18 protein-coding genes are annotated in these 24,452 nt (G+C 64.6%); 13 read left to right on the plus strand and 5 right to left on the minus strand.

What is annotated here, in order from left to right:
- The 7 genes from dnaA (at window position 1) to RX331_RS00035 (ending at window position 10,299) form a co-directional block, all read left to right on the plus strand.
- A complete protein-coding gene (gene dnaA / locus RX331_RS00005) occupies window positions 1-1,431 on the plus strand; it encodes a chromosomal replication initiator protein DnaA (RefSeq protein WP_317254650.1) in 1,431 nt (476 codons plus the stop codon).
- Window positions 1,432-1,713: 282 nt separating this feature from the next.
- The gene (gene dnaN / locus RX331_RS00010; RefSeq protein WP_317254651.1) at window positions 1,714-2,832 is read left to right on the plus strand and encodes a DNA polymerase III subunit beta; all 1,119 of its coding nucleotides are present in this window, start codon (window positions 1,714-1,716) and stop codon (window positions 2,830-2,832) included.
- A 218-nt stretch (window positions 2,833-3,050) separates the two neighbouring features.
- The gene (recF, locus tag RX331_RS00015; RefSeq protein ID WP_317254652.1) at window positions 3,051-4,190 is read left to right on the plus strand and encodes a DNA replication/repair protein RecF; all 1,140 of its coding nucleotides are present in this window, start codon (window positions 3,051-3,053) and stop codon (window positions 4,188-4,190) included.
- Between the two features lie 327 nt (window positions 4,191-4,517).
- A complete protein-coding gene (gyrB, locus tag RX331_RS00020) occupies window positions 4,518-6,953 on the plus strand; it encodes a DNA topoisomerase (ATP-hydrolyzing) subunit B (RefSeq protein ID WP_317254653.1) in 2,436 nt (811 codons plus the stop codon).
- Between the two features lie 14 nt (window positions 6,954-6,967).
- Window positions 6,968-8,266, plus strand: coding sequence for a UDP-N-acetylglucosamine 1-carboxyvinyltransferase (gene murA / locus RX331_RS00025; protein WP_317254654.1), 1,299 nt, complete (start codon window positions 6,968-6,970; stop codon window positions 8,264-8,266).
- A 156-nt stretch (window positions 8,267-8,422) separates the two neighbouring features.
- Entirely contained in the window at window positions 8,423-9,826 is a 1,404-nt protein-coding gene (locus RX331_RS00030) for an MATE family efflux transporter (protein WP_317254655.1), read from the plus strand.
- Window positions 9,826-10,299, plus strand: a complete 474-nt coding sequence (locus RX331_RS00035) for a DUF2867 domain-containing protein (RefSeq protein ID WP_317254656.1) — start codon at window positions 9,826-9,828, stop codon at window positions 10,297-10,299. Before RX331_RS00030 ends, RX331_RS00035 begins: the two co-directional genes overlap by 1 nt.
- A gap of 60 nt (window positions 10,300-10,359) precedes the next feature.
- Here RX331_RS00035 and RX331_RS00040 read toward each other — a convergent pair whose 3' ends face one another.
- On the minus strand, window positions 10,360-11,454 hold the full coding sequence (locus tag RX331_RS00040) for an FUSC family protein (RefSeq protein WP_317258342.1): 1,095 nt from the start codon (window positions 11,452-11,454) through the stop codon (window positions 10,360-10,362).
- A gap of 134 nt (window positions 11,455-11,588) precedes the next feature.
- Between RX331_RS00040 and RX331_RS00045 the strand changes: the two genes are divergently transcribed.
- Entirely contained in the window at window positions 11,589-12,959 is a 1,371-nt protein-coding gene (locus tag RX331_RS00045) for an MmgE/PrpD family protein (RefSeq protein ID WP_317254657.1), read from the plus strand.
- A 48-nt stretch (window positions 12,960-13,007) separates the two neighbouring features.
- On the opposite strand, the gene RX331_RS00050 is transcribed toward RX331_RS00045, so the two are convergent.
- Together RX331_RS00050 and RX331_RS00055 are read right to left on the minus strand one after the other, a co-directional pair.
- On the minus strand, window positions 13,008-14,438 hold the full coding sequence (locus tag RX331_RS00050) for a serine hydrolase (RefSeq protein WP_317254658.1): 1,431 nt from the start codon (window positions 14,436-14,438) through the stop codon (window positions 13,008-13,010).
- Between the two features lie 149 nt (window positions 14,439-14,587).
- The gene (locus tag RX331_RS00055) at window positions 14,588-15,649 is read right to left on the minus strand and encodes a helix-turn-helix domain-containing protein (protein WP_317254659.1); all 1,062 of its coding nucleotides are present in this window, start codon (window positions 15,647-15,649) and stop codon (window positions 14,588-14,590) included.
- Between the two features lie 277 nt (window positions 15,650-15,926).
- Between RX331_RS00055 and RX331_RS00060 the strand changes: the two genes are divergently transcribed.
- The 3 genes from RX331_RS00060 (at window position 15,927) to RX331_RS00070 (ending at window position 18,802) form a co-directional block, all read left to right on the plus strand.
- Window positions 15,927-16,844: a pirin family protein gene (locus tag RX331_RS00060; RefSeq protein WP_317254660.1), complete on the plus strand. Its 918-nt coding sequence runs from the start codon at window positions 15,927-15,929 to the stop codon at window positions 16,842-16,844.
- 68 nt (window positions 16,845-16,912) lie between these two features.
- Window positions 16,913-17,830 (plus strand): phosphoribosylaminoimidazolesuccinocarboxamide synthase, encoded by a 918-nt coding sequence (locus RX331_RS00065; RefSeq protein WP_317254661.1) that lies wholly within the window; start codon window positions 16,913-16,915, stop codon window positions 17,828-17,830.
- Window positions 17,831-17,998: 168 nt separating this feature from the next.
- Window positions 17,999-18,802 carry a crotonase/enoyl-CoA hydratase family protein gene (locus tag RX331_RS00070; RefSeq protein ID WP_317254662.1) on the plus strand — a complete coding sequence of 268 codons (804 nt, stop codon included), beginning with the start codon at window positions 17,999-18,001 and terminating at the stop codon, window positions 18,800-18,802.
- Between the two features lie 84 nt (window positions 18,803-18,886).
- On the opposite strand, the gene RX331_RS00075 is transcribed toward RX331_RS00070, so the two are convergent.
- Together RX331_RS00075 and RX331_RS00080 are read right to left on the minus strand one after the other, a co-directional pair.
- A complete protein-coding gene (locus RX331_RS00075) occupies window positions 18,887-20,380 on the minus strand; it encodes an NAD-dependent succinate-semialdehyde dehydrogenase (protein WP_317254663.1) in 1,494 nt (497 codons plus the stop codon).
- Window positions 20,381-20,580: 200 nt separating this feature from the next.
- Window positions 20,581-20,901, minus strand: a complete 321-nt coding sequence (locus RX331_RS00080; RefSeq protein ID WP_317254664.1) for a hypothetical protein — start codon at window positions 20,899-20,901, stop codon at window positions 20,581-20,583.
- A gap of 354 nt (window positions 20,902-21,255) precedes the next feature.
- Between RX331_RS00080 and RX331_RS00085 the strand changes: the two genes are divergently transcribed.
- Both RX331_RS00085 and RX331_RS00090 read left to right on the plus strand, forming a co-directional pair.
- On the plus strand, window positions 21,256-22,449 hold the full coding sequence (locus RX331_RS00085) for a serine hydrolase domain-containing protein (RefSeq protein WP_317254665.1): 1,194 nt from the start codon (window positions 21,256-21,258) through the stop codon (window positions 22,447-22,449).
- Between the two features lie 281 nt (window positions 22,450-22,730).
- Window positions 22,731-24,425 (plus strand): AMP-binding protein, encoded by a 1,695-nt coding sequence (locus tag RX331_RS00090; RefSeq protein ID WP_317254666.1) that lies wholly within the window; start codon window positions 22,731-22,733, stop codon window positions 24,423-24,425.
- Window positions 24,426-24,452 lie beyond the last annotated feature (27 nt).

Genomic DNA, 24,452 nt, shown 5'->3' on the forward strand with positions numbered 1-24,452 from the left:
ATGACAAATACGGAACAGGATCGCTGGTCGCGCGTGAAGGGGCGGTTGCGGACGAGTGTGGGCGAGGACGTTTACACCAGCTGGTTTGCACGCATGGACTTGGAGGGCGTGCAGGACGAAGCCGTGCATTTGTCGGTGCCGACGCGGTTCCTCAAGAGCTGGATCCAGGCGCATTATGCCGATCGCGTCCTGACCTGCTGGCAGGCCGAGATGCCGGAAGTGCACCGGATCGATCTCACCGTGCGCTCCGCCATGCGTTCGGCCGCGCCGGCAAAGGACGCTGCCGCGCCGGCCGATCCGCGCCGCATCGAGCCGGCCAACGGCCGGCCCGCGCCGGAACTGCGCGCGACCGCGACTGCGCCGGTATCCGCCAGCCACGATGCGCTCGGCGGCTCGCCGCTCGATCCGCGCCTGACCTTTGCGAGCTTCGTGATCGGCCGCTCCAACACGCTGGCCCACGCCGCCGCGCGCCAGGTCGCCGAGGGCCGCCGCGGCGATCCCGTAATGTTCAACCCGCTCTATATTCACGCCGGCGTCGGCCTCGGTAAAACCCATTTGCTGCAGGCCGTGACCTGGGCCGGCAATTCGGGCGGCGAACGCAAGGTGCTGTATCTCACCGCCGAGAAATTCATGTACGGCTTCGTCGCCGCGCTGAAGACGCAGACGGCGCTGGCCTTCAAGGAAGCGCTGCGCGGCATCGACGTGCTTGTGATCGACGATCTGCAGTTCCTGCAGGGCAAGTCGACCCAGGCGGAGTTCTGCCACACGCTGAACGCGCTGATCGACGCCGGCCGCCAGGTGGTGATCGCGGCCGACCGTCCGCCGTCCGATCTCGAAAGTCTCGACGATCGCGTGCGGTCGCGGCTGGCCGGCGGCCTCGTGGTGGAAATGGGTTCGCTCGGTGAAGATCTGCGGCTCGGAATCCTGAAATCGCGGATGGCAGCCGCCCGCGCGCATCACGCGACCTTCGACGTGCCGGAAGCGGTGCTGGATTATCTGGCGCGCACCATCACCCATAATGGCCGCGATCTCGAGGGCGCGATCAATCGCCTGCTCGCGCACTCCAAGCTCAACAACCAGCCGGTGACGCTGGAGATGGCCGAGCGCGAGGTGCGCGACCTGATCCGTCCGCAGGAACCCAAGCGGATCAAGATCGAGGACATCCAGCGCGTGGTCGCCCGGCAATACAATGTCAGCCGCTCGGACCTGCTGTCGTCGCGGCGCACGGCGAATGTGGTTCGGCCGCGCCAGGTCGCGATGTATCTGGCCAAGACGCTGACGCTGCGTTCGCTGCCCGAGATTGGCCGCCGGTTCGGCGGGCGCGACCACACCACTGTGCTGCACGCCGTGCGCAAGATCGAGGCGCTGGTGGCCCGCGACACCGCCCTCTCCGAGGAGGTCGAGTCGCTGAAGCGGCAGTTGCAGGAATAGCCGTTTCGAGCAAGGTGGCTCCTCCCCAGCCTCTCCCTTCCACCCCACTCGGCTAAAACCCGAGTTGGGTGGGGAGGGAGAATTTTTTTCTGCCGGCATTTTTCGCCCCAAAAGTAGGGGGAACGGGGCCGGTCTCCCTTGCACCGGCGGGCCATCCGCGCCAACTTGCGGTCCCCCCGGGGGTTTGATCAAATCCGATCCTGATCCGGCTTTTCGGGTTTCCAATGCCGCGGCGCTGCCTTGACGGGCCGCCCGGCTTTTCCATCTCTGGCGGGTATTGCAATGAAGGTCACCGTCGAACGCGCGCAACTCCTGAAATCGCTGGGTCACGTCCATCGCGTGGTCGAGCGCCGCAACACCATCCCGATCCTCGGCAACGTGCTGTTGCGCGCCGAAAATGCCCGGCTGTCGCTCAAGGCGACCGACCTCGATCTGGAGGTCACCGAAACGCTGGCGGCGGAAACGGCGACTGGCGGCTCCGCCACCGTGCCGGCCCACATGTTCTACGACATCGTCCGCAAGCTGCCTGACGGGGCGCAGATCGTGCTGGAAGCCGATGGCGACCGTTCGGTGATGGCGATCCGTGCCGGCCGCTCGCGCTTCACGCTGCAGACCCTGCCGGAAAGCGACTTTCCGGATCTTGCCGCAGGCGACATGACGCACTCGTTCGCGCTCGCCGCCTCCGACGTCAAGCGCCTCATCGACCGTACGCAGTTTGCGATCTCGACCGAAGAGACCCGCTACTACCTCAACGGCATCTACCTGCACACCGCCGGCAGCGCCAAGGCGGCGACGCTGCGCGGGGTGGCAACCGACGGCCACCGCCTGGCGCAGATCGATCTGGCGCTGCCCTCCGGCGCCACCGGCATGCCCGGCGTAATCGTGCCGCGCAAGACGGTCGGCGAGGTGCAGCGGCTGATCGAGGACAATGAAGCCGAGATCAAGATCGAGCTGTCGCAGGGCAAGATCCGCTTCACCCTCGGCAACGTCGTCCTGACCTCGAAGCTGATCGACGGAACCTTCCCGGATTACGGCCGCGTCATTCCGCAGAACAACGACAAGGAACTGATCGTCGACAAGAAGGATTTCGAAGCCGCGGTCGACCGCGTCTCGACCATCTCCAGCGAACGCGGCCGCGCCGTGAAACTCGCACTGTCCTCGGGCAAGCTGGTGCTCTCGGTGACCAATCCGGATTCCGGCAGCGCCACCGAAGAACTGGAAGTCGAGTATGCATCCGACGCGCTCGATATCGGCTTCAACTCACGCTACCTGCTCGACATCGCAGCCCAGATCGAAGGCGAGGTCGCCGTGCTGCGTCTGGCCGACCCCGGCTCGCCGACCCTGGTGCAGGACAAGGACAACAAGGGCGCGCTCTACGTGCTGATGCCGATGCGGGTGTGAGTACTTCAGGCGACGAGGACGCGGAGATCCCCTCTCCCCTTGTGGGAGAAGGTGGCACCCGACAAAAACAGCTGTCATACCCGCGAAGGCGGGTATCCAGTAATCGCCGGCGCCGACGAAAACGTTGAGCAGCTCGGCGTACTGGATCATCGGTCATCGCGGATGATGACAACAGTAGTTGCCGCCACGTTCGCACTCTTCGGCAATGACAGGGCGCCATGACCCCCTCCCGCATCCATCGTCTCTCGCTCACGCACTTCCGCAACTATCGCGCGGGAAGCGTGCAGGCGCGTGGCGACCTTGTGGTGCTCGTCGGTCCGAACGGCGCCGGCAAGACCAATTGCCTGGAGGCGATCTCGTTTCTCTCGCCGGGGCGCGGGCTGCGGCGCGCGACGCTGGAGGATGTCGCCGACAATCAGGGCGACGGCTCCTGGGCGGTCGCCGCCGAGGTCGAGGGCGCGCTGGGGCTGGCGACGCTCGGCACCGGCATCGATGCACCGGGTGTCGAAGGCACTTCGACCACCCGGCGCTGCCGGATCGACCGCGAGCCGGTGGGTTCGGCAAATGCGTTCGGCGACCATTTGCGCATGGTATGGCTGACGCCGACGATGGACGGGCTGTTTCTCGGCGCCGCGTCCGAACGCCGCCGCTTCTTCGACCGCCTGGTGCTGGCGATCGACAGCGAGCATTCCAGCCGCGTTTCGGCGCTGGAACGTTCGCTGCGCTCGCGCAACCGCCTGCTCGAAGTGCGCAATTACGACGACCACTGGTGCGACGCGATCGAGCGCGAGACCGCCGAGCTTGCGGTGGCGGTCGCCGCGACGCGCGGCCAGACCGTGACGCGGCTGGCTGCAATGCTCAGCGAGCGCGGCGCAGCCTCCGCCTTTCCCTCCGCGCAGATCATGCTCGACGGCTGGATGGAAAACGCTCTCGTGAGCGAGCCAGCCACCGCCGTTGAGGATCGCTACCGCGAAATCCTGCGCGCGAACCGCGCACGCGACGCCGCGGCCGGCCGTACGCTTGACGGTCCTCACCTGAGCGACCTGCAGGTGGTCTATGCGCCAAAGAACATGCCGGCACGCGATGCCTCGACCGGCGAACAAAAGGCGCTGCTGATCGGCCTGGTGCTGGCCCATGCCACCCTCGTCGCCGAAATGACCGGCATCGTGCCGCTGTTGCTGCTCGACGAAGTCGTCGCGCATCTCGATCCGAACAGGCGCAAGGCGCTGTTCGACGAACTGGCAAAACTCGGCGCGCAGGTCTGGATGACTGGCGCCGACCCGGCGGCATTCGTCGACATCGGCGCGAACAGCGAGATTTTCGACGTCGAATCCGGCCAGGTCCGCCGCCGCGCCTGAGGCTGATAAGTCCAAATGATGATCGGACCCCGTGGCGTCGTACTGGCGCTGCAAATGTATTGAGCTCGCGTTCCGGCACCTGCCGACGAGCCGGCTGAGAGCCGAAAATCGCCCTGCGAGAGGCTCAGAATCAGGCCCCGAATCGCGCTTTTCGAGGCCTGCAAAATCGGCCCTCGAACACCTTGAAAAAGTGTAAAAAACCACCATTTATTCAAAGACTTGTAGGAGGAGAGATTGCGCTAGGCGCGATGCCTCTTTCATGGCACAAATAGATCGATCAGCGCCTCATATTGCGCGGCTGATTCGGGACACCCTCGAAGGCTTCACATGACAGAACCTGCCCGGCAGACCCCTGCCGACACTGAGCATCCAATTCCGGTCGAGTATGGCGCGGAATCGATCCGGGTGCTGAAGGGCCTCGATGCCGTTCGCAAGCGGCCGGGCATGTATATCGGCGACACCGACGACGGTTCCGGCCTGCACCACATGGTGTACGAGGTCGTCGATAACGCGATCGACGAGGCGCTCGCAGGCCACGCCACGCGCGTTGACGTGGTCCTGAACGCGGACAATTCCGTCACGGTGCGCGACGACGGCCGCGGCATTCCGGTCGACATCCACAAGGGTGAAGGCATTTCCGCCGCCGAGGTCATCATGACCCAGCTCCACGCCGGCGGTAAGTTCGACCAGAACTCCTATAAGGTTTCCGGCGGCCTGCATGGCGTCGGCGTCTCGGTCGTCAACGCGCTGTCGAGCTCGCTGAAGCTCCGGGTCTGGCGCGACGACCAGGAGCATTTCGTTGAGTTCGCTCATGGAGATGCGGTTGCACCGCTGAAGGTGGTCGGCGAGGCCAAGGGCAAGCGCGGCACCGAGGTCACCTTCCTCGCCTCGACCGAGACCTTCAAGAACATCGAATATGATTTCGCGACGCTGGAACACCGGCTGCGCGAGCTCGCCTTCCTCAATTCCGGCGTCCACATCATCCTTTCCGACATGCGTCATGCCGTCGAGAAGCGCGAGGAGATGTATTACAGCGGTGGTGTCGAGGAGTTCGTCAAATATCTCGACCGCAACAAGAAGGCGATCGTGCCGGTCCCGATCATGGTGCGCTCGGAAGCCAACGGCATCGGCGTCGAGGCCGCGCTGTGGTGGAACGACAGCTACCATGAGAACGTGCTGTGCTTCACCAACAACATCCCGCAGCGCGACGGCGGCACCCACCTTGCCGGTTTCCGCGGCGCGCTGACGCGCCAGGTCAACGGCTATGCCGAGGCCAACGCGAAAAAGGAAAAGATCGCGCTGACCGGCGATGATTGCCGCGAAGGCCTCACCGCCGTGCTGTCGGTGAAGGTGCCCGATCCGAAGTTTTCGTCGCAGACCAAGGACAAGCTGGTCTCCTCGGAAGTCCGCCCGGTGGTCGAGAACGTCCTCAACGAGGCGCTGGCCGCGTGGTTCGAGGAGCACCCGAGCGAAGCCAAGGTCATCGTCGGCAAGGTGATCCAGGCGGCTGCCGCGCGCGAAGCCGCCCGCAAGGCGCGCGAATTGACCCGCAAGAGCCCGCTCAGCGTCTCCTCGCTGCCCGGCAAGCTCGCCGACTGCCAGGAAAAGGACCCGGCCAAGTCCGAACTGTTCATCGTCGAGGGCGACTCGGCGGGCGGCAGCGCCAAGCAGGGCCGCAACCGCGAATTCCAGGCGGTGCTGCCGCTGCGCGGCAAGATCCTCAACGTCGAGCGGGTGCGCACCGACAAGATGCTGTCGTCTGAGCAGATCGGCACGCTGATCACCGCGCTCGGCACCGGCATCAGCGACGATTTCTCGGCCGACAAGCTGCGCTACCACAAGATCATCGTGATGACCGACGCCGACGTCGACGGCGCTCACATCCGCACGCTGCTATTGACCTTCTTCTACCGGCAGATGCGCGAACTAATCGATCGCGGCCACCTCTATATCGCGCAGCCGCCGCTCTACAAGGTCACCCGCGGCAAGTCCGAGCAGTACCTGAAGGACGAGCGGGCGTTGGAAGACTATCTGATCGCGACCGGAATCGACGACTGCGTGTTCAAGCTGGGCAGCGGCGACGACCGTGCTGGCCGTGATTTGCTCTCTCTGGTAGAAGACGCTCGCGTCATCCGCACCGTGCTGCGCAACCTGCACAGCCGCTACAATCGAAAAGTTGTCGAACAGGCTGCCGTCGCCGGCCTGTTCGGAAGGGATATTTACACCAACCCGGAAAACGCAGCAGCGGCCGCCGAATACATGACTCACCGGCTCGACAATCAGGCCGAGGAAGTCGAACGCGGCTGGACCGGGCAATTCGTCGAAGGCCAGGGTTTCGTGTTCGAGCGCACGGTGCGCGGCGTGAAAGGTGTTGCCGTCATCGATGACGCCTTCCTTGGCTCCGCCGATGCGCGCAAGCTGCACGAGTACCGGCAGAGATTGCAGGATGTCTATGCGCGTCCCGGCAAGCTTCGCCGCAAAGACACGGAGACGACGATTTACGGCCCCGTCGATCTGTTCGAGGCCGTGACGGAGGCCGCGCGCAAGGGCGTGACGTTGCAGCGCTACAAAGGTCTCGGCGAGATGAACCCGGATCAGCTCTGGGAAACGACGCTCGACGTCAACGAGCGCTCGCTGCTGCAGGTAAAGGTCAAGGAGGTCGATGAGGCCGACGACATCTTCACCAAGCTGATGGGCGATGTGGTCGAGCCGCGCCGCGAGTTCATCCAGGATAACTCGCTCAGCGCCACCGTCGACGTGTGAGGCTTTGAACGCTCGTGGCGCCCATCCAGTACATCGTTGAAGGCGGCCACCGGCTCTCCGGCACCATCGAGCCGTCCGGCAACAAGAATTCGGCGCTGCCGATCATCGCCGCAGCGCTGCTCACCGAGCACCCGGTCACGCTGCAGAACGTGCCGCGCATCCGCGATACCGAGACGCTGGTCGAACTGATCCGATCGGTCGGCGCCTCGGCTGAGTGGAAGGAGCGCAATACGCTTGATATCCACGCCAAGGACGTACGCGCCGCCGATCTCGATCCCGAACTCTGCGCGCGGATCCGCGCCTCGATCCTGCTCGCCGGCCCGCTGCTCGCCCGCTGCGGCGAGGTGGCGCTGCCGCCGCCGGGCGGCGACGTCATCGGCCGCCGCCGTCTCGACACGCATTTCCTCGCCTTCGAGCAGCTAGGCGCCACGGTCACCGCCACGCACCGGCTGGAATTCCGTGCTACGCGCCTGAAGGGCGCCGACGTCTTCCTCGACGAACCCAGCGTCACCGCCACCGAAAACGCGCTGGTCGCGGCGGTCGCCGCCCATGGCACCACGTTCTTGCGCAACGCCGCCTCCGAGCCGCATGTGCAAGACCTCGCGCACTTTCTGGTCGCGCTCGGCGCGAAGATCGAGGGCATCGGCACCAACACCATCATCGTGCACGGCCCAGCGACGCTTGGTGGCACCAGCTATTCGATCCAGCCCGATCATATCGAGGTCGGCTCGCTGATCGGGCTCGCCGCGGTGACGCGCTCGCCGCTGCGCATCGCGAAAGCCGGCGTCGAGCATCTGCGCTCGATCCGGATGGGCTTTGAGCGGCTCGGCATCGTCTGCGGCGTCGAGGGCGACGATCTCGTGGTGCCCTCGGGCCAGACCATGAAGATCCACGACGATTTCGGCGGCCACGTGCCGAAGCTGGAGGACCAGCCCTGGCCGGCCTTCCCGGCCGATCTGATGTCGATTGCGATCGTCACGGCGACGCAGTGCGACGGCGTGATCCTGATGTTCGAAAAAATGTTCGAATCGCGGATGTTCTTCGTCGACAAGCTGATCTCGATGGGCGCCCGCATCGTACTGTGCGACCCGCACCGCGCCATCGTCGCCGGCCCGAGCCGGTTGCGCGGCGCGCCGATGACCTCGCCCGACATCCGCGCCGGCATGGCGATGCTGCTGGCCGCCGTCGCCGCCGAGGGCACCTCCACGATCAACAATGCCGACCAGATCGAGCGCGGCTATGAGCGCATCGAGGAGCGGCTCAACGCATTGGGCGCGAAGATCACGCGCGTGCCGGCACGGGCCGCCGGATAGGCGCACTAAGCGTCCGTCACTTTTTCGACTCTCGGCGGTGATATAGCGTTTTCAAGAGAAGTGGATTCCGGTTCGCGTGAAGAAAACGCGCAAAATATAAGCCTAACATGATCGGTTCTGATTCAATCAGAACCGATCATGTTCTAATCTCCTGCAATGACCTCGCTCGACAAGATTGAACGCGCAACCGTCGCGCCGCCTGTTTCTGCGGCCGTGCCCGGCCGCCACCTCGCGATCGAGCTTGCCGAGACGCTGAAGCTCGCGGCGCCGATCGCACTGACCCAGCTCGGGCAGATCGCGATGATGACGACCGATCTTGCGATGATCGGCCGCCTCGGCGCAGAAGCCGTGGCCGCGGCGGCGCTGGCGCATACCGTGCTGTTCGTCAGCTTCACCTTCGGCATGGGCCTGGTGTCCGCGGTCGCGCCGCTGGCTGCGCAGGCTTTTGGCGCGCGCAATCCGCATGTGATCCGCCGTTCGTTGCGCGTCGGCCTGTGGGCGGCGCTGTTGGTTTCGCTGCCGCTGATGGCGCTCCGCTTCTGGGCCGAGCAGGTCCTGCTGATGCTGGGCCAGTCGCCGACATCAGCGCATCTCGCGCAGGAATATCTCGCTGGCCTGGTCTGGACCATCCTGCCCGCCCTGTGGTTCATGGCGATCCGCGGCTTCATGAGTGCGATCAACCGACCCGAGCCGATCCTATGGATCACGCTGGCCGCGATCCCGGCCAATGCGCTGCTGGTCTATCTGCTGCTGTTCGGCGCGTTCGGCCTGCCGCAGCTCGGCCTGTTCGGCGCCGGGCTGGCGACCTCGATCGTCAATGTCGGCACGTTCCTGGCTGCGGTGTGGTTTGCGATGTATCGCCGGCCGTTCCGGAAGTATCACGTGTTCGGCCATTTCTGGCGCATCGACTGGCGGCTGATGTGGAAACTGATTGTCGTCGGCGCACCGATCTCGCTCTCCTTCCTGCTCGAATACGGCCTGTTCGGCGCCGCCGGCCTGTTGATGGGCCTGATCAGCACGACGGCGCTGGCGGCGCACCAGATCGCACTGCAGGTCGCAGCTATTCTGTACATGGTGCCGTTCGGCATCAGCATGGCCGCCACCGTACGCGTCGGCCACGCCATCGGCCGTGGCAATGCCGGCGCGGTCCGGCATGCCGGCCATGTCGCAACCTGGCTCGGCATTGTCCTCGCCGCCCTCCTGACGCTCGCCGTGATGCTCGGCCGCTTTGGCGTTGCGCACCTTTTTCTTGGCGAAAGCACCGATGCGACCGCCGAGCTGTCGGCTACGCTGCTGCTGGTCGGATCGACCTTGTTTGTCGCCGACGCCATCCAGACCATCGCCGCCGGTGCATTGCGCGGCATGAACGATACCCGCGTGCCGCTGCTGTTCGCGATCCTCAGCTACTGGCTGATCGGCTTCGCCGGCGCGTGCTGGCTCGGCTTCTGGATATCATGGGGCGCCGTCGGTGTCTGGATCGGGTTGTCGGTCGGAACTGCGGTCTATGCCGTGCTTCTGCTCTTGCGCTTCCGGCGGTTGACCAGCAAGCTGACCTTCTGATGACCGTCCGCGAGATCAAACCCGCCGTCGATACCCGCGCGCTGCTGGCCGGCGCGCAGTTCGCCGACGCCTTCTGCATCGAGATCGGCGACCGCGATCTCGACGCCCGCGCGGCGGCGGAGCGGATGATGGCGCGGCAGCCGCGCTGGGCCGAGGCGCTGTTGTGGCTGCGCAATTTCCTCGTCGCGCCGCTCGGGCTGAAAACCTCGGGTGCCACTCAGGGCGTGCCCCGCGACATGATCGGAATTTTTCCGGTCGTGAGCGAAACGCCTGATCGCCTCATTGCCGGCTTCAACGACCGCCACCTTGATTTTCGTGTCGTGGTGGATGTGACGGCGCCGGGCGAGGCCAGGCAGGTCACTGCCACCACGGTGATCAAGACGCACAACCGGCTCGGCCGGACCTACCTTGCGGTCATCATGCCGTTTCACCGGCTGATCGTGCCCGCTTTGCTGCGGCAAGTTACGGTCTGAATACGCGATCTCGTTCCATCGCTATACGGCGACCCTCGAATTTCCTGGCATCCGTCTCGACTAGGTCTTCGGCTTCTCGCCCCAGTCGGCCCGGCAGCGATCGAGATCGTTCAGATTCTGCCGCATCTGATCCAGCGAGAACCCCAGCACGAAAAATCGTTCGGCGACATCGACGGGAACGCCGCGGATCAGGCCCTCGCGCCGTATGGCGGCGACTTCGGCGGCGTAGGCCTGCAGCGCCGCATCGACGGGCCGGATGTCCACCGCGCCGCTGCCGCTGCGCAAGGATACGGCTGCCGCACGCATATAGCCGACGATCGCCTGGCTGACGTCGGCGAGCGGCCGCGCCAGCCGTGCCTGCACGTTCGCCGGCAGCGGCACCACGCTGGCGCGCCCGATCATCACGACGTCATGACGCAAACGCTGAAGCGTGCGCAACAGAGGGCCGGTATCCGGACCGGACGACAGATGCGCGGCGCGTTCGCGCTCGGCTTCCAGACCGATCGTGTGGACGTTGGCCAGCGCGGTGCCGAGCCCACCCTGGATACGATGCAGCGCATCGTTGTCGAGCCCGCGTGTCAGCCCTGCGAGCAATTCGGCGAACGCGGCGGCCAGCAGTTCCAGAATCTGCGCCGCATTGACGCGGATCTGGCTGATCGCCCGCGACGGCAACACCAGAAAGGAGACGACCAGTCCGGTGAGGGCGCCGACGGCGACTTCGAACAGCCGGTCGATGGTTGAATCCAGCGGATTGGCGTGGTTCATCGCCGGCACGAGCAACACGATCACGGCCGTTACTGTCGCAGCGCTCAGGCTCGGATTGACGGCGCCGATGAAGGCCATCGGTGCGACCGTGAGCACCAACAGCGCCAGCAATCCGCCCTCGCCGGAATGCGGGATCAGCATCGCGATCGCCCCGCCATAGGCCGCGCCACCGATCGTGCCGAGCATGTAATCGCGGGTCGCCTTCAGTGATCGGCCAACGCTCATCTGGGTGACGATCAGCGAGGTCAGCACCGCCCAGAGCGGCAGCATCAGATGCAGTGCACGGGCGATCGCATAGGCCGCGACCGCGGCAATTGCGAGCCTGACCGCGAGCGCGAGTTGCGTCTTGTAGCCGCGAAGCGATCCAAGCATGCGTTTTGCGAAGGCCATCATGCACCGCATTCCAGAAACCGCACGCCGCGCCTGTGCTAAACGACATCAGCTACGGCCGGCGCCGCGACGGGAAGGCGGCTTGAAAGCTCTTTTCGGCCCGCCTACGCTATCCGGCAAAACGAGGAAACACGATGGCCCAGGAAACCGCAACGCTCGCCGCCTATGTCGCCGACCTGAAATTTGCGGATATCCCGCCGGAGGTGCTGGAACGCGCCAAGGTGCTGACGCTCGATTTCCTCGGCAGCGCGATCCGGGCCCGGCGCGACGCGGAATCCACCCCCTCGCTGCTCAACATGCTGGAAGCACTGGCGCTGGACGGCAAGGGCGGGGCCACCGTATTCGGCGATTCCAAAACCTGGACGCCGGCGGTTGCCGCGCTCCTCAACGGCGCCCTCGGCCACTCCCTCGATTTCGATGACACGCATGCCGATTCCTCGCTGCATCCGAGCGCACCCGTGGTGCCCGCCGCTTTTGCGGTCGGCGAGATGGTCGGCGCCTCCGGCCGCGACGTGCTGACCGCGATCGTCGCCGGCTATGAAGTGTGCTGCCGGCTCGGCAACGCGCTCGATCCGACGTCGCATTATGCACGCGGCTTCCACCCGACTGCGACCGCCGGAACCTATGGCGCCGCGGCGGCGGCCGGCAAGCTGTTCGGCCTTTCCAAGGACCAGATCATCTCCGCGTTCGGCGTTTCCGGCAGCCAAGCGGCGGGCTCGCTGCAATTCTTGGTCAACGGCGCCTGGAACAAGCGCTACCAGGTCGGCGCCGCCGCGATGAACGGCGTGATCGCGGCTACCTTGGCGCGAAATAATTTCATCGGCTCGACCGAGTCGGTCGAAGGCAAGCACGGCCTGCTCGTCGGCTACAGCGACGACGCCCATCCGGGCAAGGCCATCGCTGACCTCGGCAAGACCTATGAGACGCTGAAGATCGGGGTAAAACCCTATCCGAGCTGTCGCTATACCCATGCCGCGCTCGATGCGTTGATCGCGATGCGGCGCGAGCACAATCTGACGCCGGACCAGATCAAGCGCGTCGAGATCGGCCTACATCGCAACGGCATTACGCTGACCGGCGATGCTCCCACCAAACGGCATCCGACCTCGATCGTCGGCGGGCAGTTCTCGATGTTCTTCACCGGCGCGCTGGCGCTCGATCAAGGCAGCTTTGGCTGGGACGACTACGAGCGGCTCGGCGACGCCGCGATCAACGCGCTCGCCGACAAGTTCGACGTGGTGCAGGACGACCGTCTCGAGATCGGCCGCCCCCATCCCTTCGGCGCGCGGGTTTCCATTACCACCGACGATGGCGTGCATGAGCGGCTCTATGCCGACCCCTCAGGCGAGCCGGATACGTTCCCGGACGCGCAGGCGATGCAGCAGAAGTTCCTGACGCTGGCCCGCCCCGTGCTGAACGGCCGCGCCGATCAGCTTGCGGATGCGATCCTTTCGCTGGAGCGGTTCGACCGCGTGGAGAAGGCGACGCAGTTGGGGCGGCAGTAGCCCGAATGGGATCGCATCCTCCCCTGGAGGGGGATGGTGAGTCACACCTCAGTTCCCCGCCGCCAACTTTCCCGTGCCTCCCGTCGCCGCCACCACATCGCGCACGAGATCAAACACGCCGTCGGCTTCCGGAGGCGAGTTCGGCGAACGGCCGAGTCTCACGATCACCAGCCGCTCCGATGGCACGACGATGACATACTGCCCCAGCGTTCCCTTGGCGTAGAACGCATCGCGCGGCCAACCGTGCTCGGTGCGATAGATCGCGCCAAAACTGTCGCCTTGATTGGTCCAGAACCCCGCGCCCTGCCCGACCCAGGCGCCCGGCGTCGGCGTTGCCGAATATTTCACCCACCCCTCGGGCAGAATGCGCTTGCCGCCGACCATGCCGTCATTGAGATAGAGCTGGCCGAAGCGCGCCCAGTCGCGTGCGCTGGCCAGCAACTGGCTCGAGCCTTCCGCATTACCTGACGCGTCGAATTCGAGCGTGACATGGCGCATGCCGAGCGGCTCAAACAGTTCCTGCCGCGCAAAGCGCATCATGTCGGCGGCGCGACCGCCGGCGACTTGGCGGATCAGATGCGCGAGGATGACGGTGTTGCCGTCGTGATAATTCCACGCCTCTCCCGGCGTCGTCGCCAGCGGCATGCTTTCCGCATAGGTGGCCATGTCGGGCTCCATGAACTTCATGCGATTTACCGGCTCGAGTGCGGAGGCCAGGGAGGCCTGCAGCGAGCTGCCGAGTGCGAGCCCGGCGGTATGGCGCAGCAGATGGTCGAGCGTGATCGCGCCTCTCGCATCGCCGGCGCCCTGCCAGGCTGCGATCGGCACCGGCCCATGAAGCTTCAACGCGCCCTTGCGCACGAGGATGCCGGCGAGCGCCGAGATGACCGATTTGGTCGCGGAGAAGCCGAGCAGCGGCGTATCGATACCGATACCCTCGGCGTAGCGCTCGGCAAGGATGCGGCCATCCTTAATGACCACGATCGCGCGGGTGTTGCGCGGCGTCGACTTGTCCGGCTCGGCAAAGGCGCGATCGAGCACTGCTGCGAGCTTCGCCGTCTGCGGCAGCACGATCGATGGGCCGCCGATCTCCGGCAGCAACGACGTCCTGGCCTCGGACGGCGGCAACGCAATGTCGGCTGCCACGCTACCGTGGTCGAGATAGCAGCCGAGACCCTCGCCGCGATAGACGGCATGGCTGTGGCCGAGGCCGAACAGCGTCACGGTGACGTCCTTGCGCGCGGGGTCGACGCGATAATTGAAGGCCCAGGAAATCAGGCCCGCGCCCGGCATGGCCGATGTGGTCTCCGCGAAACCCCGTACCGAATCGAGCCTGGAGACGAAGGTCTCGGTGCACAGCACGCTGGCGACAAAGCCGGTCGCAACCTTCGGTACGTCGCGGGCGCGGGCGACCGATAGCGCGAGCGCCGTGAGCACGGTCGAGGTGACGATGATGAGGATGAGATTTCGTCGGGTCACAGGGGCCTCCGGCAGCACGCATCAGCGCGTGCCGGAAGGAGTGGCGGGGCTGTCGCGGGCAGGCTCGCCGTATTTGGAATTGAAGCTAGCCGGAACCTGAAAGCGGCTCACCGAATCCGAAATTTACTAGTGATAACAGAGCAATGAGGCTAAGCCGCGCTGGCCTTGAGCCGGCGGTATTCGGTCGGCGTAACGCCCGTAATCGCCTTGAAGGCGCGGTTGAACGGGCCGAGCGACTGGAAGCCGGCGTCCATCGCAATGGTGATGACGGGGACCTCGGCCTGGCTCGGATCGGCAAGTGCCGCCTTGGCCTCCGCGATCCGGTGCTCGTTGAGGAACACATTGAAGTTGCGATAGCCGAGCCGCTGGTTGATCAGCCGCCGCAGCCGGTATTCGGGAATGGCGAGCCGGGTCGCGAGCGTGCCGATGGTGACGTTGTCATGGCGATAGACGCGCTCGTCATTGATCAGGCGCATTAACGCATCGATCAGTTTCTGGTCGGCAGCACTGGTTTCGATGACGGTCGCTTCGCCTGCGTTGATCTTGATTTCGGGCACAGCGGGAAACAGGTCGGCGCCATCAACGCGCATCATCGCGATCGCAATCGACCCCACCACGGCAACCAGAGCAGCCGAATTCAAGACATTGGCGATGTCGGCGCCGCCGCCCCCGGCCATCAATATATGCAGGATCGCATTGAGGCCGCCATACAGTGCGGCCGCGCTGACGATGAAAACGCGGACACGCCGGCGCCCCTCGACCAGATCCGTCGGCCAGGATGCCAGCGTCTGCACCAACGCCAATGCGATGAAGCCGAGCGCAATCAGATTGACCGCGATGATCGCGAACCGGGCGCTGTAGAGCGGGGCAAGCCACAGACAATTGACCAAACTGAACGAAGCAACCGCGGCCCACATTACACCATGCCGCCAGCGCAGTCTAAACGCCTCGTCGAACAGTGCGCGCGTGAACAGCCAGAATATCACGACGTTGCCGGTCGACAGCGCAATGAGTGGCGCATGCGCTACCGATACCGGCGACGCCGTGCCGATCGACGACGTCACGGTATGCGCCGCGGATCCGAGCGCAAACGCGGCGGCCAGCCGCCCCGCGAGCACAGTGCCGAAGCCGCGATACAGCGAGATTGCCAATACCAGCAGCAGCGCCACAGTGGCGGCTCGCAAGGCAATGTCGATGGTGGCAAGCGGCATCAAGTTGGGCCCGTTCGCGCGGTTATAGGCTATGCGTGACCCTAAAGCGAATTGCCGCTTGATTCAATTTTTAGGTTCCAGATCAGCAGATGCCGGCCGCCGTCATTGCGAGCCAACGGGTCGCGCGAATGCGCGCCCGATGACAGGCGAAGCGAAGCAATCCATAGATCCCCAAGCCGAGAAATGGATTGCTTCGCTTCGCTCGCAATGACGCAGAGAAGCTTTCACCTATGACCGCAATTCCTGCTATGATCGCACAAAACATCAAGGAGTCCCCATGAGCTGGCAACCCTCCAACGATCCCGTTCTCGGCGATCCCAAGACCTGCGATGCGCTCGATCTCATCATCGTGCCACGCACGCGCGACCTCGGCGACGGCTTTGCCGTGCGGCGCGCGCTGCCGCATGGCAAACGGCAGATGGTCGGCCCCTTCATCTTCTTCGATCATTTCGGCCCGGTTCAGTTCATGGCCGGCAAGGGCATGGACGTGCGGCCGCATCCGCATATCGGGCTCGCCACCGTCACCTATCTGTTCGACGGCTCGATCATGCACCGCGACAGCGAGGGCAACATCCAGGAGATCCAGCCCGGCGCGATGAACCTGATGACAGCGGGCCGCGGCATCGCGCATTCCGAGCGTACGCCCGATGTGCAGCGCCGCGACGGGCAGAAGATGCTCGGCCTGCAAAGCTGGATCGCGCTACCCGCAGGATCGGAAGAGATCGCGCCGTCGTTCCAGCACTATGCTGCCGAGGCGCTGCCGACCGTGAAGGAGAGCGGCTTCACCGCGCGCATCATCGCAGGTAGCGGCTTTGGCGTGAAATCGCCGGTCAGCGTGGTCTCGCCGTGGTTTTACACCGAGGTGACCGCGCAGGCCGGCACCAGCGTGCCGCTCGACCCCGACCATGAGGAGCGCGCGATCTACCTGGTTGACGGCGAGGTCGAAATCGCGAACGAGCGCTACGAGGGCCCGCGCCTGCTGATCTTCCGGCCGGGCGACCGCATCACCGTAAAGGCAGTGCGGCCGACGCGGATGATGTTTTTGGGCGGCGACGCGCTGGAGGGGCCGCGCCATATCTGGTGGAATTTCGTTTCCTCCAGCAAGGAACGGATCGAGCAGGCCAAACAGGACTGGAAAACCGGCCGGTTTGCCGCCGTTCCGCAAGAACATGAGTTCATTCCGCTGCCGGAGTGAGCTATTGCTCCGCTTTCCAATTTTTGCCTTCGCGCCAGCGCGGGGCGCCTGACCGAAAGCCTGCCCCGATGAACGCGATGCTCGCCAGCGATTTGCCCCTGCCCCGGATCGGCCGCGGCAAGGTACGCGATATCTATGCCGTCGGCGACGACCGTGTGCTGCTGCTCACCACCGACCGCATCAGCGCATTCGATGTCGTGATGGCCGAAACCATCCCGATGAAGGGCGCGGTACTCACTCAGATCAGTGCGTGGTGGTTCCACCAGCTCGAAGGCGTGGTGCCGCATCACATGATCAGCGCCGACGCCGACGAGATCATCCGCAAGGTGCCAGCACTGAAGGATCATCGCGCCGATATTCTGGGGCGCGCGATGCTGTGCAAGCGCACCACTGTCTTCCCGGTGGAATGCGTGATCCGCGGCTATATCTCCGGCTCGGCCTGGAAGGAATATGCCGCATCCGGCACCCTCGCAGGCGAACAGCTCAAGCCCGGCCTCGTCGAAAGCGAGAAGCTCCATGCGCCGATCTTCAGTCCCGCCACAAAGGCCGAGACCGGCCACGACGAGAACATTACGGTGGCACGGGTGCGCGAGATCGTCGGCAGCGACGTCGCCGGGAAGCTCGAAAGCATGGCGCGCACGGTCTATAATTTCGGCGAGCGGATCGCCCGTCATCACGGCATCATCATCGCCGACACCAAGTTCGAGTTCGGCAAGGCCGCGGACGGCCGCATCATCCTGATCGACGAGGTGATGACACCGGATAGTTCGCGCTTCTGGGCCGCCGACGTCTACAAGCCCGGCCGACCGCAGCCCTCCTTCGACAAGCAGCCGCTGCGCGACTATCTCGACGCCGAGCGAAGGGCCGGCCGCTGGAACGGCGATGCACCGCCCCCGCCGCTGCCCGACAGCGTCGTCGACGCGACGAGCAAGCGCTATCTCGAAGCGTATCGCCGCGTGACGGGGGATGAGCTGCAAATTTCGTAGGATGGCCAGCCCGTCATTGCGAGCGAAGCGAAGCAATCCATAGCGCCACAAGCGGAGAAACGGATTGCTTCGTCGCTGTCGCTCCTCGCAATGACGCGGATACTGGATTGCCCAACAAGCCCGTCTGATGCCAAGCTACCTCCCAGAAAAATATAGGGAGCGCCTGATATGTCCGAAGAAAAATCCGTACTCATCGAACGCGATGGCCCCATCACCATCGTTTCCATCAACCGCCCGCACTGCCGCAACGCCGTCGACGGCGCGACCGCACGCAAGCTGTATGATGCTTTCCTCGCCTTCGACGCCGACGAGAGCGCGTCGGTTGCGGTGTTCGCCGGCACTGGCGGCTATTTTTGCGCCGGCGCCGATCTCAAGGCGGTGGCGGCGGGCGATCCGAACAAGAAGCGTGAGTTCGGCGGACACGATTCGATCGCGCCGATGGGGCCGAGCCGGCTGCGGCTGTCGAAGCCTGTCATCGCGGCGGTCGAGGGTTTTGCGGTGGCCGGCGGCATGGAGCTGGCGCTGTGGGCCGACATGCGCGTGGTCGCCGACGATGCGACGTTTGGTATCTTCTGCCGCCGCTTCGGCGTGCCCCTGATCGATCTCGGCACCATCCGCCTGCCGCGGCTGATCGGGCATTCGCAGGCGGTCGACCTGATCCTGACCGGGCGCCCGGTCGGCGCACAGGAGGCGCTGCGCATGGGGCTCGCCAACCGCGTCGTCGGCCGCGGCGAAGCCGTCGCGCACGCGATTGCGCTCGCCCGGGAGATCGCGGCGTTTCCGCAAAAATGCCTGCGCGCCGATCGGCTGTCGGCGCTGCGGCAGTGGGACCTCACAGAGGAAGAGGCGATCGACAACGAGATGCGCGGCGGCCTTGCCGTGATCGCCTCGGGCGAAACCCTGTCGGGCGCGACGCGCTTCGCCTCCGGCGTCGGACGTCACGGCGCGTTCGCGATTGATGCAAGCGACTGAGATGGGAGCGACTGAATGAGATGTCGTCCCTGCGAACGCATGCGAACGCAGGGACGACGAAGAGAGAGTAGCGGACGACGAAAGCTAAACGCCCGCCATCATCACGTACTTGATCTCGACATATTCTTCCATGCCGTGATGCGAACCCTCGCGGCCGAGGCCACTCTCCTTCACGCCGCCGAACGGCGCGACTTCGGTCGTGATGAGGCCGGTGTTGACGCCGACCATGCCCGATTCCAGCGCTTCGGCGACGCGCCAGACGCGGCCGAGATCGCGGGAATAGAAATACGAGGCGAGCCCGAACGGCGAATTGTTGCACATCGCGATGACGTCGGCCTCGTCCTTGAAGCGGAATACCGGCGCTAAGGGCCCGAACGTTTCCTCATGCGCGACCAGTGCGTCCGGCTTGACGTTCGACAGCACGGTCGGCTCGAAGAAGCTGCCGCCGAGCGCGTGGCGCTTGCCGCCGGTGACGATCTTGGCGCCGCCCTTCACCGCGTTATCGATATGCTTCTCGACCTTGAGCACCGCATCCATGTTGATCAGCGGGCCCTGCACCACGCCCTGCTCGGTGCCGTCGCCGATCTTCATCGCCGCGACCTTCTTGGACAGCTTCTCGACGAACTCGTCGTAGATCTTGTCCTGGGCGTAGATGCGGTTGGCACAGACGCAGGTCTGGCCCATGTTGCGGTATTTCGAGACGATCGCGCCTTCGACCGCCGCATCGATATCGGCATCGTCGAACACCACGAACGGCGCATTGCCGCCGAGCTCTAAGCCGAGCTTCTTCACACCTACCGAGGCCTGCTGATAGAGGATCTTGCCGACTTCCGTGGAGCCGGTGAAGCCGACGAAGCGCACGGCGGGATGCTCGCACAGCACCTTGCCGATCGCAGAGGAATTGCCGGTCAGGATGTTGAACACGCCCTTCGGCACGCCGGCCTTCTCGGCGAGTGCGACCAGCGCCAGCGCGGTCAGCGGCGTTTCGTTGGCGGGCTTGAGCACCACTGTGCAGCCGGCGGCGAGCGCCGGCGAGACTTTTCGCGTGATCATCGAGCACGGGAAATTCCACGGCGTGATCGCGCCACAGACGCCGATCGGCTGCTTGATCGCGAGCAGCCGTGCATCCGGCCGCTGCGTCGGAATGGTCTCGCCATAGACGCGGCGGGCCTCCTCGGCAAAAAATTCGACATAGGCGCCGCCGATATCGACCTCGCCCAGCGCTTCCGCCAGTGGCTTGCCCTGCTCGGAAGTGAGGATCAGCGCGAGATCCTCGCGGTTGGCCGCGATCAGCTCAAACCATTTTCGCAGAATGTTGGAGCGCTGTTTTGCCGTCTGCTTGGCCCAGGATGGGAACGCGCGCTCGGCAGCCTCGACGGCCTGGGTGGCTTCTGCCGTGCTGAACGCCGGCACCTTGGCGAGTTCGACGCCATTGACAGGGTTGGTGACCGGGCGCGAGGGCGTACCGACCCAGGCGCCGTCGATATAGCAGCGGTCGCGCAGCAGCGAGGGGTCTTTCAGGCGGTCGTGCAGCGAGGGCTGGGCGGATTGGGCGCGAGCGGCGACGGGTGGGTTCATGGCAGTACTCCCTGAAGTTTCTTGGGGGTTGGCGGGAGTATAGGCCTGGATCGGCGGCAATGCACCGCCCGCAGACGCAGCTCTGCTTCAAGCAATGTTGACGTCTGCCGCGGTCATTCCGGGGCGATGGGCAGCATCGAACCAGGAATCTCGAGATTCTGGGTTCGACACTTCGTGTCGCCCCGGAATGACGGCAGCAATCAGGCCGCGCCGCTCATATAGGTCTCGCGCCTTCCGATCATGCGCTGGGCGGCGGCCTTGGCGGCGGCTTTGCTCGAGGTCGCGCACGTCCGGTATTCGAGATCGGGCAATTTCCCCGTATCGCGGCGGCCGAACCAGGACTTGGAACCGACTGGCAGCAGCGCCAGCGCCTGGGCGACGTTGTCGACGGCCTCGAACGAGTGCAGCGCGCCGGTGCCGGCGTAGCGCACTTCGTAAATGCCGGGCGAGATCGGGGCTTCGATATTTTCGCCACGCCCCGCGCGGGGATAGCGCTTCCATTCACTCCAAGTCGAAATCATTGCGCACCTTTGCACAAGCGGAAAAGACAACCATTTTGGTTAATTTGAGCCAGCCAACGCGCTACGTTTGTGCTGGAATTTGAACGCCTTACTGGAAAAGATCGGCGAAGGGAATCGCTGGCACCATCACGTTATCGTGGATGGTAAATCCGGTCACCGCCGTTGCCGCTCCTCCATCGCTGAAAGCGGCAAGGTGTTGCAGTTTTGTTTCGGATCACCCCAACAAGGCTCGCCCACCCCCATTGCCCATCACGAGATCGCGACATCTGCGCCGGCGGTCGACGCGCGCTTGCCGGATAAGGCCGCCGGGAGGATGATCTTCCACTTCCATAAAAACAAAGCGGGAGGAGACCTATGCAAAGCAAAGCTGAGATCGATCAGGTTCTGCGGCAAAAATGCGAGGCCAAGGAGATCCCCGGCGTGGTCGCGATGGCGGCGACCGGGAGCGACATCATCTACCAGGGCGCGTTCGGCAAGCGCGACCTCGGCAAGGACGACAACATGACCGCCGACAGCGTGTTCTGGATCGCCTCGATGACCAAGGCGATCACGACCGCGGCCGGCATGCAGCTGGTCGAGCAGGGCAAGCTCTCGCTCGACGAGCCGATCGGCAGGCTGCTGCCCGATCTCGCGAACCCGCAGGTGCTGGAAGGGTTTGACGCCAATGGCGCACCAAAACTGCGGCCCGCATCGAAGCCGATCACGCTGCGCCATCTCATGACGCATACCGCAGGTTTCGCCTACCACATGTGGAATGGCGACTGCGCGCAATATCTGGAGAAGACCGGCACCCCGCCAATCACCACCTGCCAGAACGCCGCGCTGACGCTGCCGATCATGACCGATCCCGGCACGCGCTGGGAATACGGCATCAACATCGATTTCGTCGGCAAGGCGGTCGAAGCCGCGAGCGGCCAGAAGCTCGATGCCTATTTGCGCGACAACATCTTCGCGCCGCTCGGCATGAACGACACCGCATTCAAGATATCCGACGCGATGCGTCAGCGCCTCGTCGGCATGCATGCGCGCGGCGAAGGCGGCGTGCTGGCGCCGATCCCGTTCGAGCTCGAACAGGCGCCGGAATTCCACATGGGCGGTGGCGGCCTTTACGGCACGGCCGGCGACTACATCAAGTTCACCCAGATGATCCTCAACCAGGGTCGCGGCAACGGCAACCAGGTGCTTAAAGCCGAGACGGTCGCGCTGATGAGCCAGAACCACATCGGCGAGCTCTCGATGGGGAAGATGACGACGGTGACGCCGATCTACACCAACGACGTCGACCTCTATCCTGACATCGTCAAGAAGTGGGGCCTCTCCTTCCTGATCAACACCGCCAAGACGCCCGAGGGCCGCAGCGCCGGCAGCCTCGCCTGGGCGGGTCTCGCCAACACCTACTTCTGGATCGACCCGTCGCGCAACGTCGCCGGCGTGATCCTGATGCAGCTATTGCCGTTCGCGGATGGCAAGTGCCTGGAGGCGTTCGCGGGCTTCGAGCGCGGCGTCTACGCCGGGCTAGATGTGGGCAGCGGGCAGAAGGCGGCGTGAAGGACAACAAGGGTGGCGACGCGTCCGCGTGTCGCCCGCCCTCGCCTCGGCAACGCCCGTCATGCCCCAAACGCAGAGCCGACGCAGCCCTCAGGTAAAAATATCGAAAACAACCCCATGCACAGTAGCCTGGCGCGAAGCGTCAAAGGCCCAGCCATATGGCAGATCCCCGCCGTAGGCGCACCGCAACCAGCTCTATCTGCATGATATCATTATGATGTTATTTCAGGACGATCCCCGGCGCTCGTTGACGACCTCCTCTCACTAGCGGGAGACGTGATTTGACCGACACCATCAACAGCTATGTCTGCGGAACCTCCGACGCGCCGCTGCTCGGCGACACCATCGGGCGCAGCCTCGATCAGGCCGCAGCGCGCTGGGGCGATCGCGAGGCGCTGGTTTCGCCGAGCCATGGCGTGCGCTGGACATGGAAGGAATTCGCCGAACGGGTGGATGCGCTGGCGGCGGGCTTTCTCGCGCTCGGCCTCGAACGCGGCGCGCGGATCGGGGTGTGGTCGCTCAACCGCCCGGAATGGACGCTGACGCAATTCGCCGCCGCCAAGGCCGGGCTCATCCTCATCACCATCAATCCCGCCTACCGCCTGAGCGAACTCGAATTCGCGCTGGCAAAAGCCGGATGCGCGGCGATCGTCACCGCCACCGCGTTCAAGACCTCCAACTACATGGAGATGCTGAACACGCTGCTGCCGGAGCTTGCAACCTCGCAGGCGGGCGAGCTGAAATCGGCGCGGCTGCCGCAGCTGCGCGCGGTGATCCAGATCGGCGGGCCGAAATCTCCGGGCACCATCGCGTTCGACGATGTGGCACAGATGGGCGGTGCGCGGCATCGCGAGCAGCTTGTCGCGCTGGCGGCGACGCTGCAGTTCGACGATGCGGTCAATATACAATTCACCAGCGGCACGACCGGCTCGCCCAAGGGCGTCACGCTGACCCATCATAACATCCTCAACAACGGCTATTTCGTCGGCCGCTCGATGCGCCTGACGGAAGCGGACCGCATCTGCATTCCGGTGCCGCTCTATCATTGTTTTGGCATGGTGATGGGCAACCTCGCCGCGGTCACGCTCGGCGCCGCCATGGTCTATCCCGGCGAGGGCTTTGATCCGCTGGCGACGCTGCAGACCATCGAAAAGGAGAAATGCACCGCGCTGTACGGCGTGCCGACCATGTTCATCGCCGAGCTCGATCATCCGGAGTTCTCGCGCTTCGACCTGAAATCGCTGCGCACCGGCATCATGGCGGGCGCGCCCTGTCCGATCGAGGTGATGAAGCGCGTCAACAGCAAGATGAACATGGGCGAGGTGACCATCGCCTACGGCATGACCGAGACCTCGCCAGTCAGTTTCCAGAGTTCGACCGATGATCCTCTCGAACGGCGCGTCTCGACCGTGGGGCGGATCCATCCCCATGTCGAGGTCAAGGTCGTCGACCTCGAGGGACGCGTGGTGCCGCGCGGCGAGCGCGGCGAACTCTGCACCCGCGGCTACAGCGTCATGCTGGGCTATTGGGATGAGGCGGAGAAGACCACTGAGGTGCTCGACGCGCAGGGGTGGATGCACACCGGCGACCTCGCCGTGATCGACGCCGAGGGCTATTGCAACATCGTCGGCCGCATCAAGGACATGGTGATTCGCGGCGGCGAGAACCTCTACCCCAGAGAGATCGAGGAATTCCTATATCGCCACCCAAAAATCCAGGACGTGCAGATCTTCGGCGTCGCCGACGAGCGCTACGGCGAAGAACTCTGCGCCTGGATCCGCACCCGCCCCGGCGAAACCCTCACCGCCGAGGACGTCCGCGCCTTCTGCCAAGGCCAGATCGCCCACAACAAGATCCCGCGCTACGTGGAGTTCGTCGACGAGTTTCCGATGACGGTGACGGGGAAGATTCAGAAGTTTCTGATGCGGGAAGCGGTGGAGGCGAAGCTGGGGCTGGAGGCGGCGAAGACGGCGTGAGATTTCTGAGACCTCATCCTGAGGCGC

It is taken from the genome of Bradyrhizobium sp. BWA-3-5 (assembly GCF_032917985.1).
In the GTDB taxonomy this organism is placed as follows: domain Bacteria; phylum Pseudomonadota; class Alphaproteobacteria; order Rhizobiales; family Xanthobacteraceae; genus Bradyrhizobium.

Coding starts and splice junctions, on each gene's coding strand:
- RX331_RS00070 (WP_317254662.1), top strand. CDS start 17,999: ATGTCCGAAGAAAAATCCGTACTCATCGAACGCGATGGCCCCATCACC.
- RX331_RS00040 (WP_317258342.1), bottom strand. CDS start 11,454: ATGGCCTTCGCAAAACGCATGCTTGGATCGCTTCGCGGCTACAAGACG.
- RX331_RS00075 (WP_317254663.1), bottom strand. CDS start 20,380: ATGAACCCACCCGTCGCCGCTCGCGCCCAATCCGCCCAGCCCTCGCTG.
- RX331_RS00060 (WP_317254660.1), top strand. CDS start 15,927: ATGAGCTGGCAACCCTCCAACGATCCCGTTCTCGGCGATCCCAAGACC.
- RX331_RS00055 (WP_317254659.1), bottom strand. CDS start 15,649: ATGCCGCTTGCCACCATCGACATTGCCTTGCGAGCCGCCACTGTGGCG.
- RX331_RS00030 (WP_317254655.1), top strand. CDS start 8,423: ATGACCTCGCTCGACAAGATTGAACGCGCAACCGTCGCGCCGCCTGTT.
- RX331_RS00065 (WP_317254661.1), top strand. CDS start 16,913: ATGAACGCGATGCTCGCCAGCGATTTGCCCCTGCCCCGGATCGGCCGC.
- RX331_RS00035 (WP_317254656.1), top strand. CDS start 9,826: ATGACCGTCCGCGAGATCAAACCCGCCGTCGATACCCGCGCGCTGCTG.
- RX331_RS00085 (WP_317254665.1), top strand. CDS start 21,256: ATGCAAAGCAAAGCTGAGATCGATCAGGTTCTGCGGCAAAAATGCGAG.
- recF (WP_317254652.1), top strand. CDS start 3,051: ATGACCCCCTCCCGCATCCATCGTCTCTCGCTCACGCACTTCCGCAAC.
- RX331_RS00045 (WP_317254657.1), top strand. CDS start 11,589: ATGGCCCAGGAAACCGCAACGCTCGCCGCCTATGTCGCCGACCTGAAA.
- dnaA (WP_317254650.1), top strand. CDS start 1: ATGACAAATACGGAACAGGATCGCTGGTCGCGCGTGAAGGGGCGGTTG.
- dnaN (WP_317254651.1), top strand. CDS start 1,714: ATGAAGGTCACCGTCGAACGCGCGCAACTCCTGAAATCGCTGGGTCAC.
- gyrB (WP_317254653.1), top strand. CDS start 4,518: ATGACAGAACCTGCCCGGCAGACCCCTGCCGACACTGAGCATCCAATT.
- RX331_RS00080 (WP_317254664.1), bottom strand. CDS start 20,901: ATGATTTCGACTTGGAGTGAATGGAAGCGCTATCCCCGCGCGGGGCGT.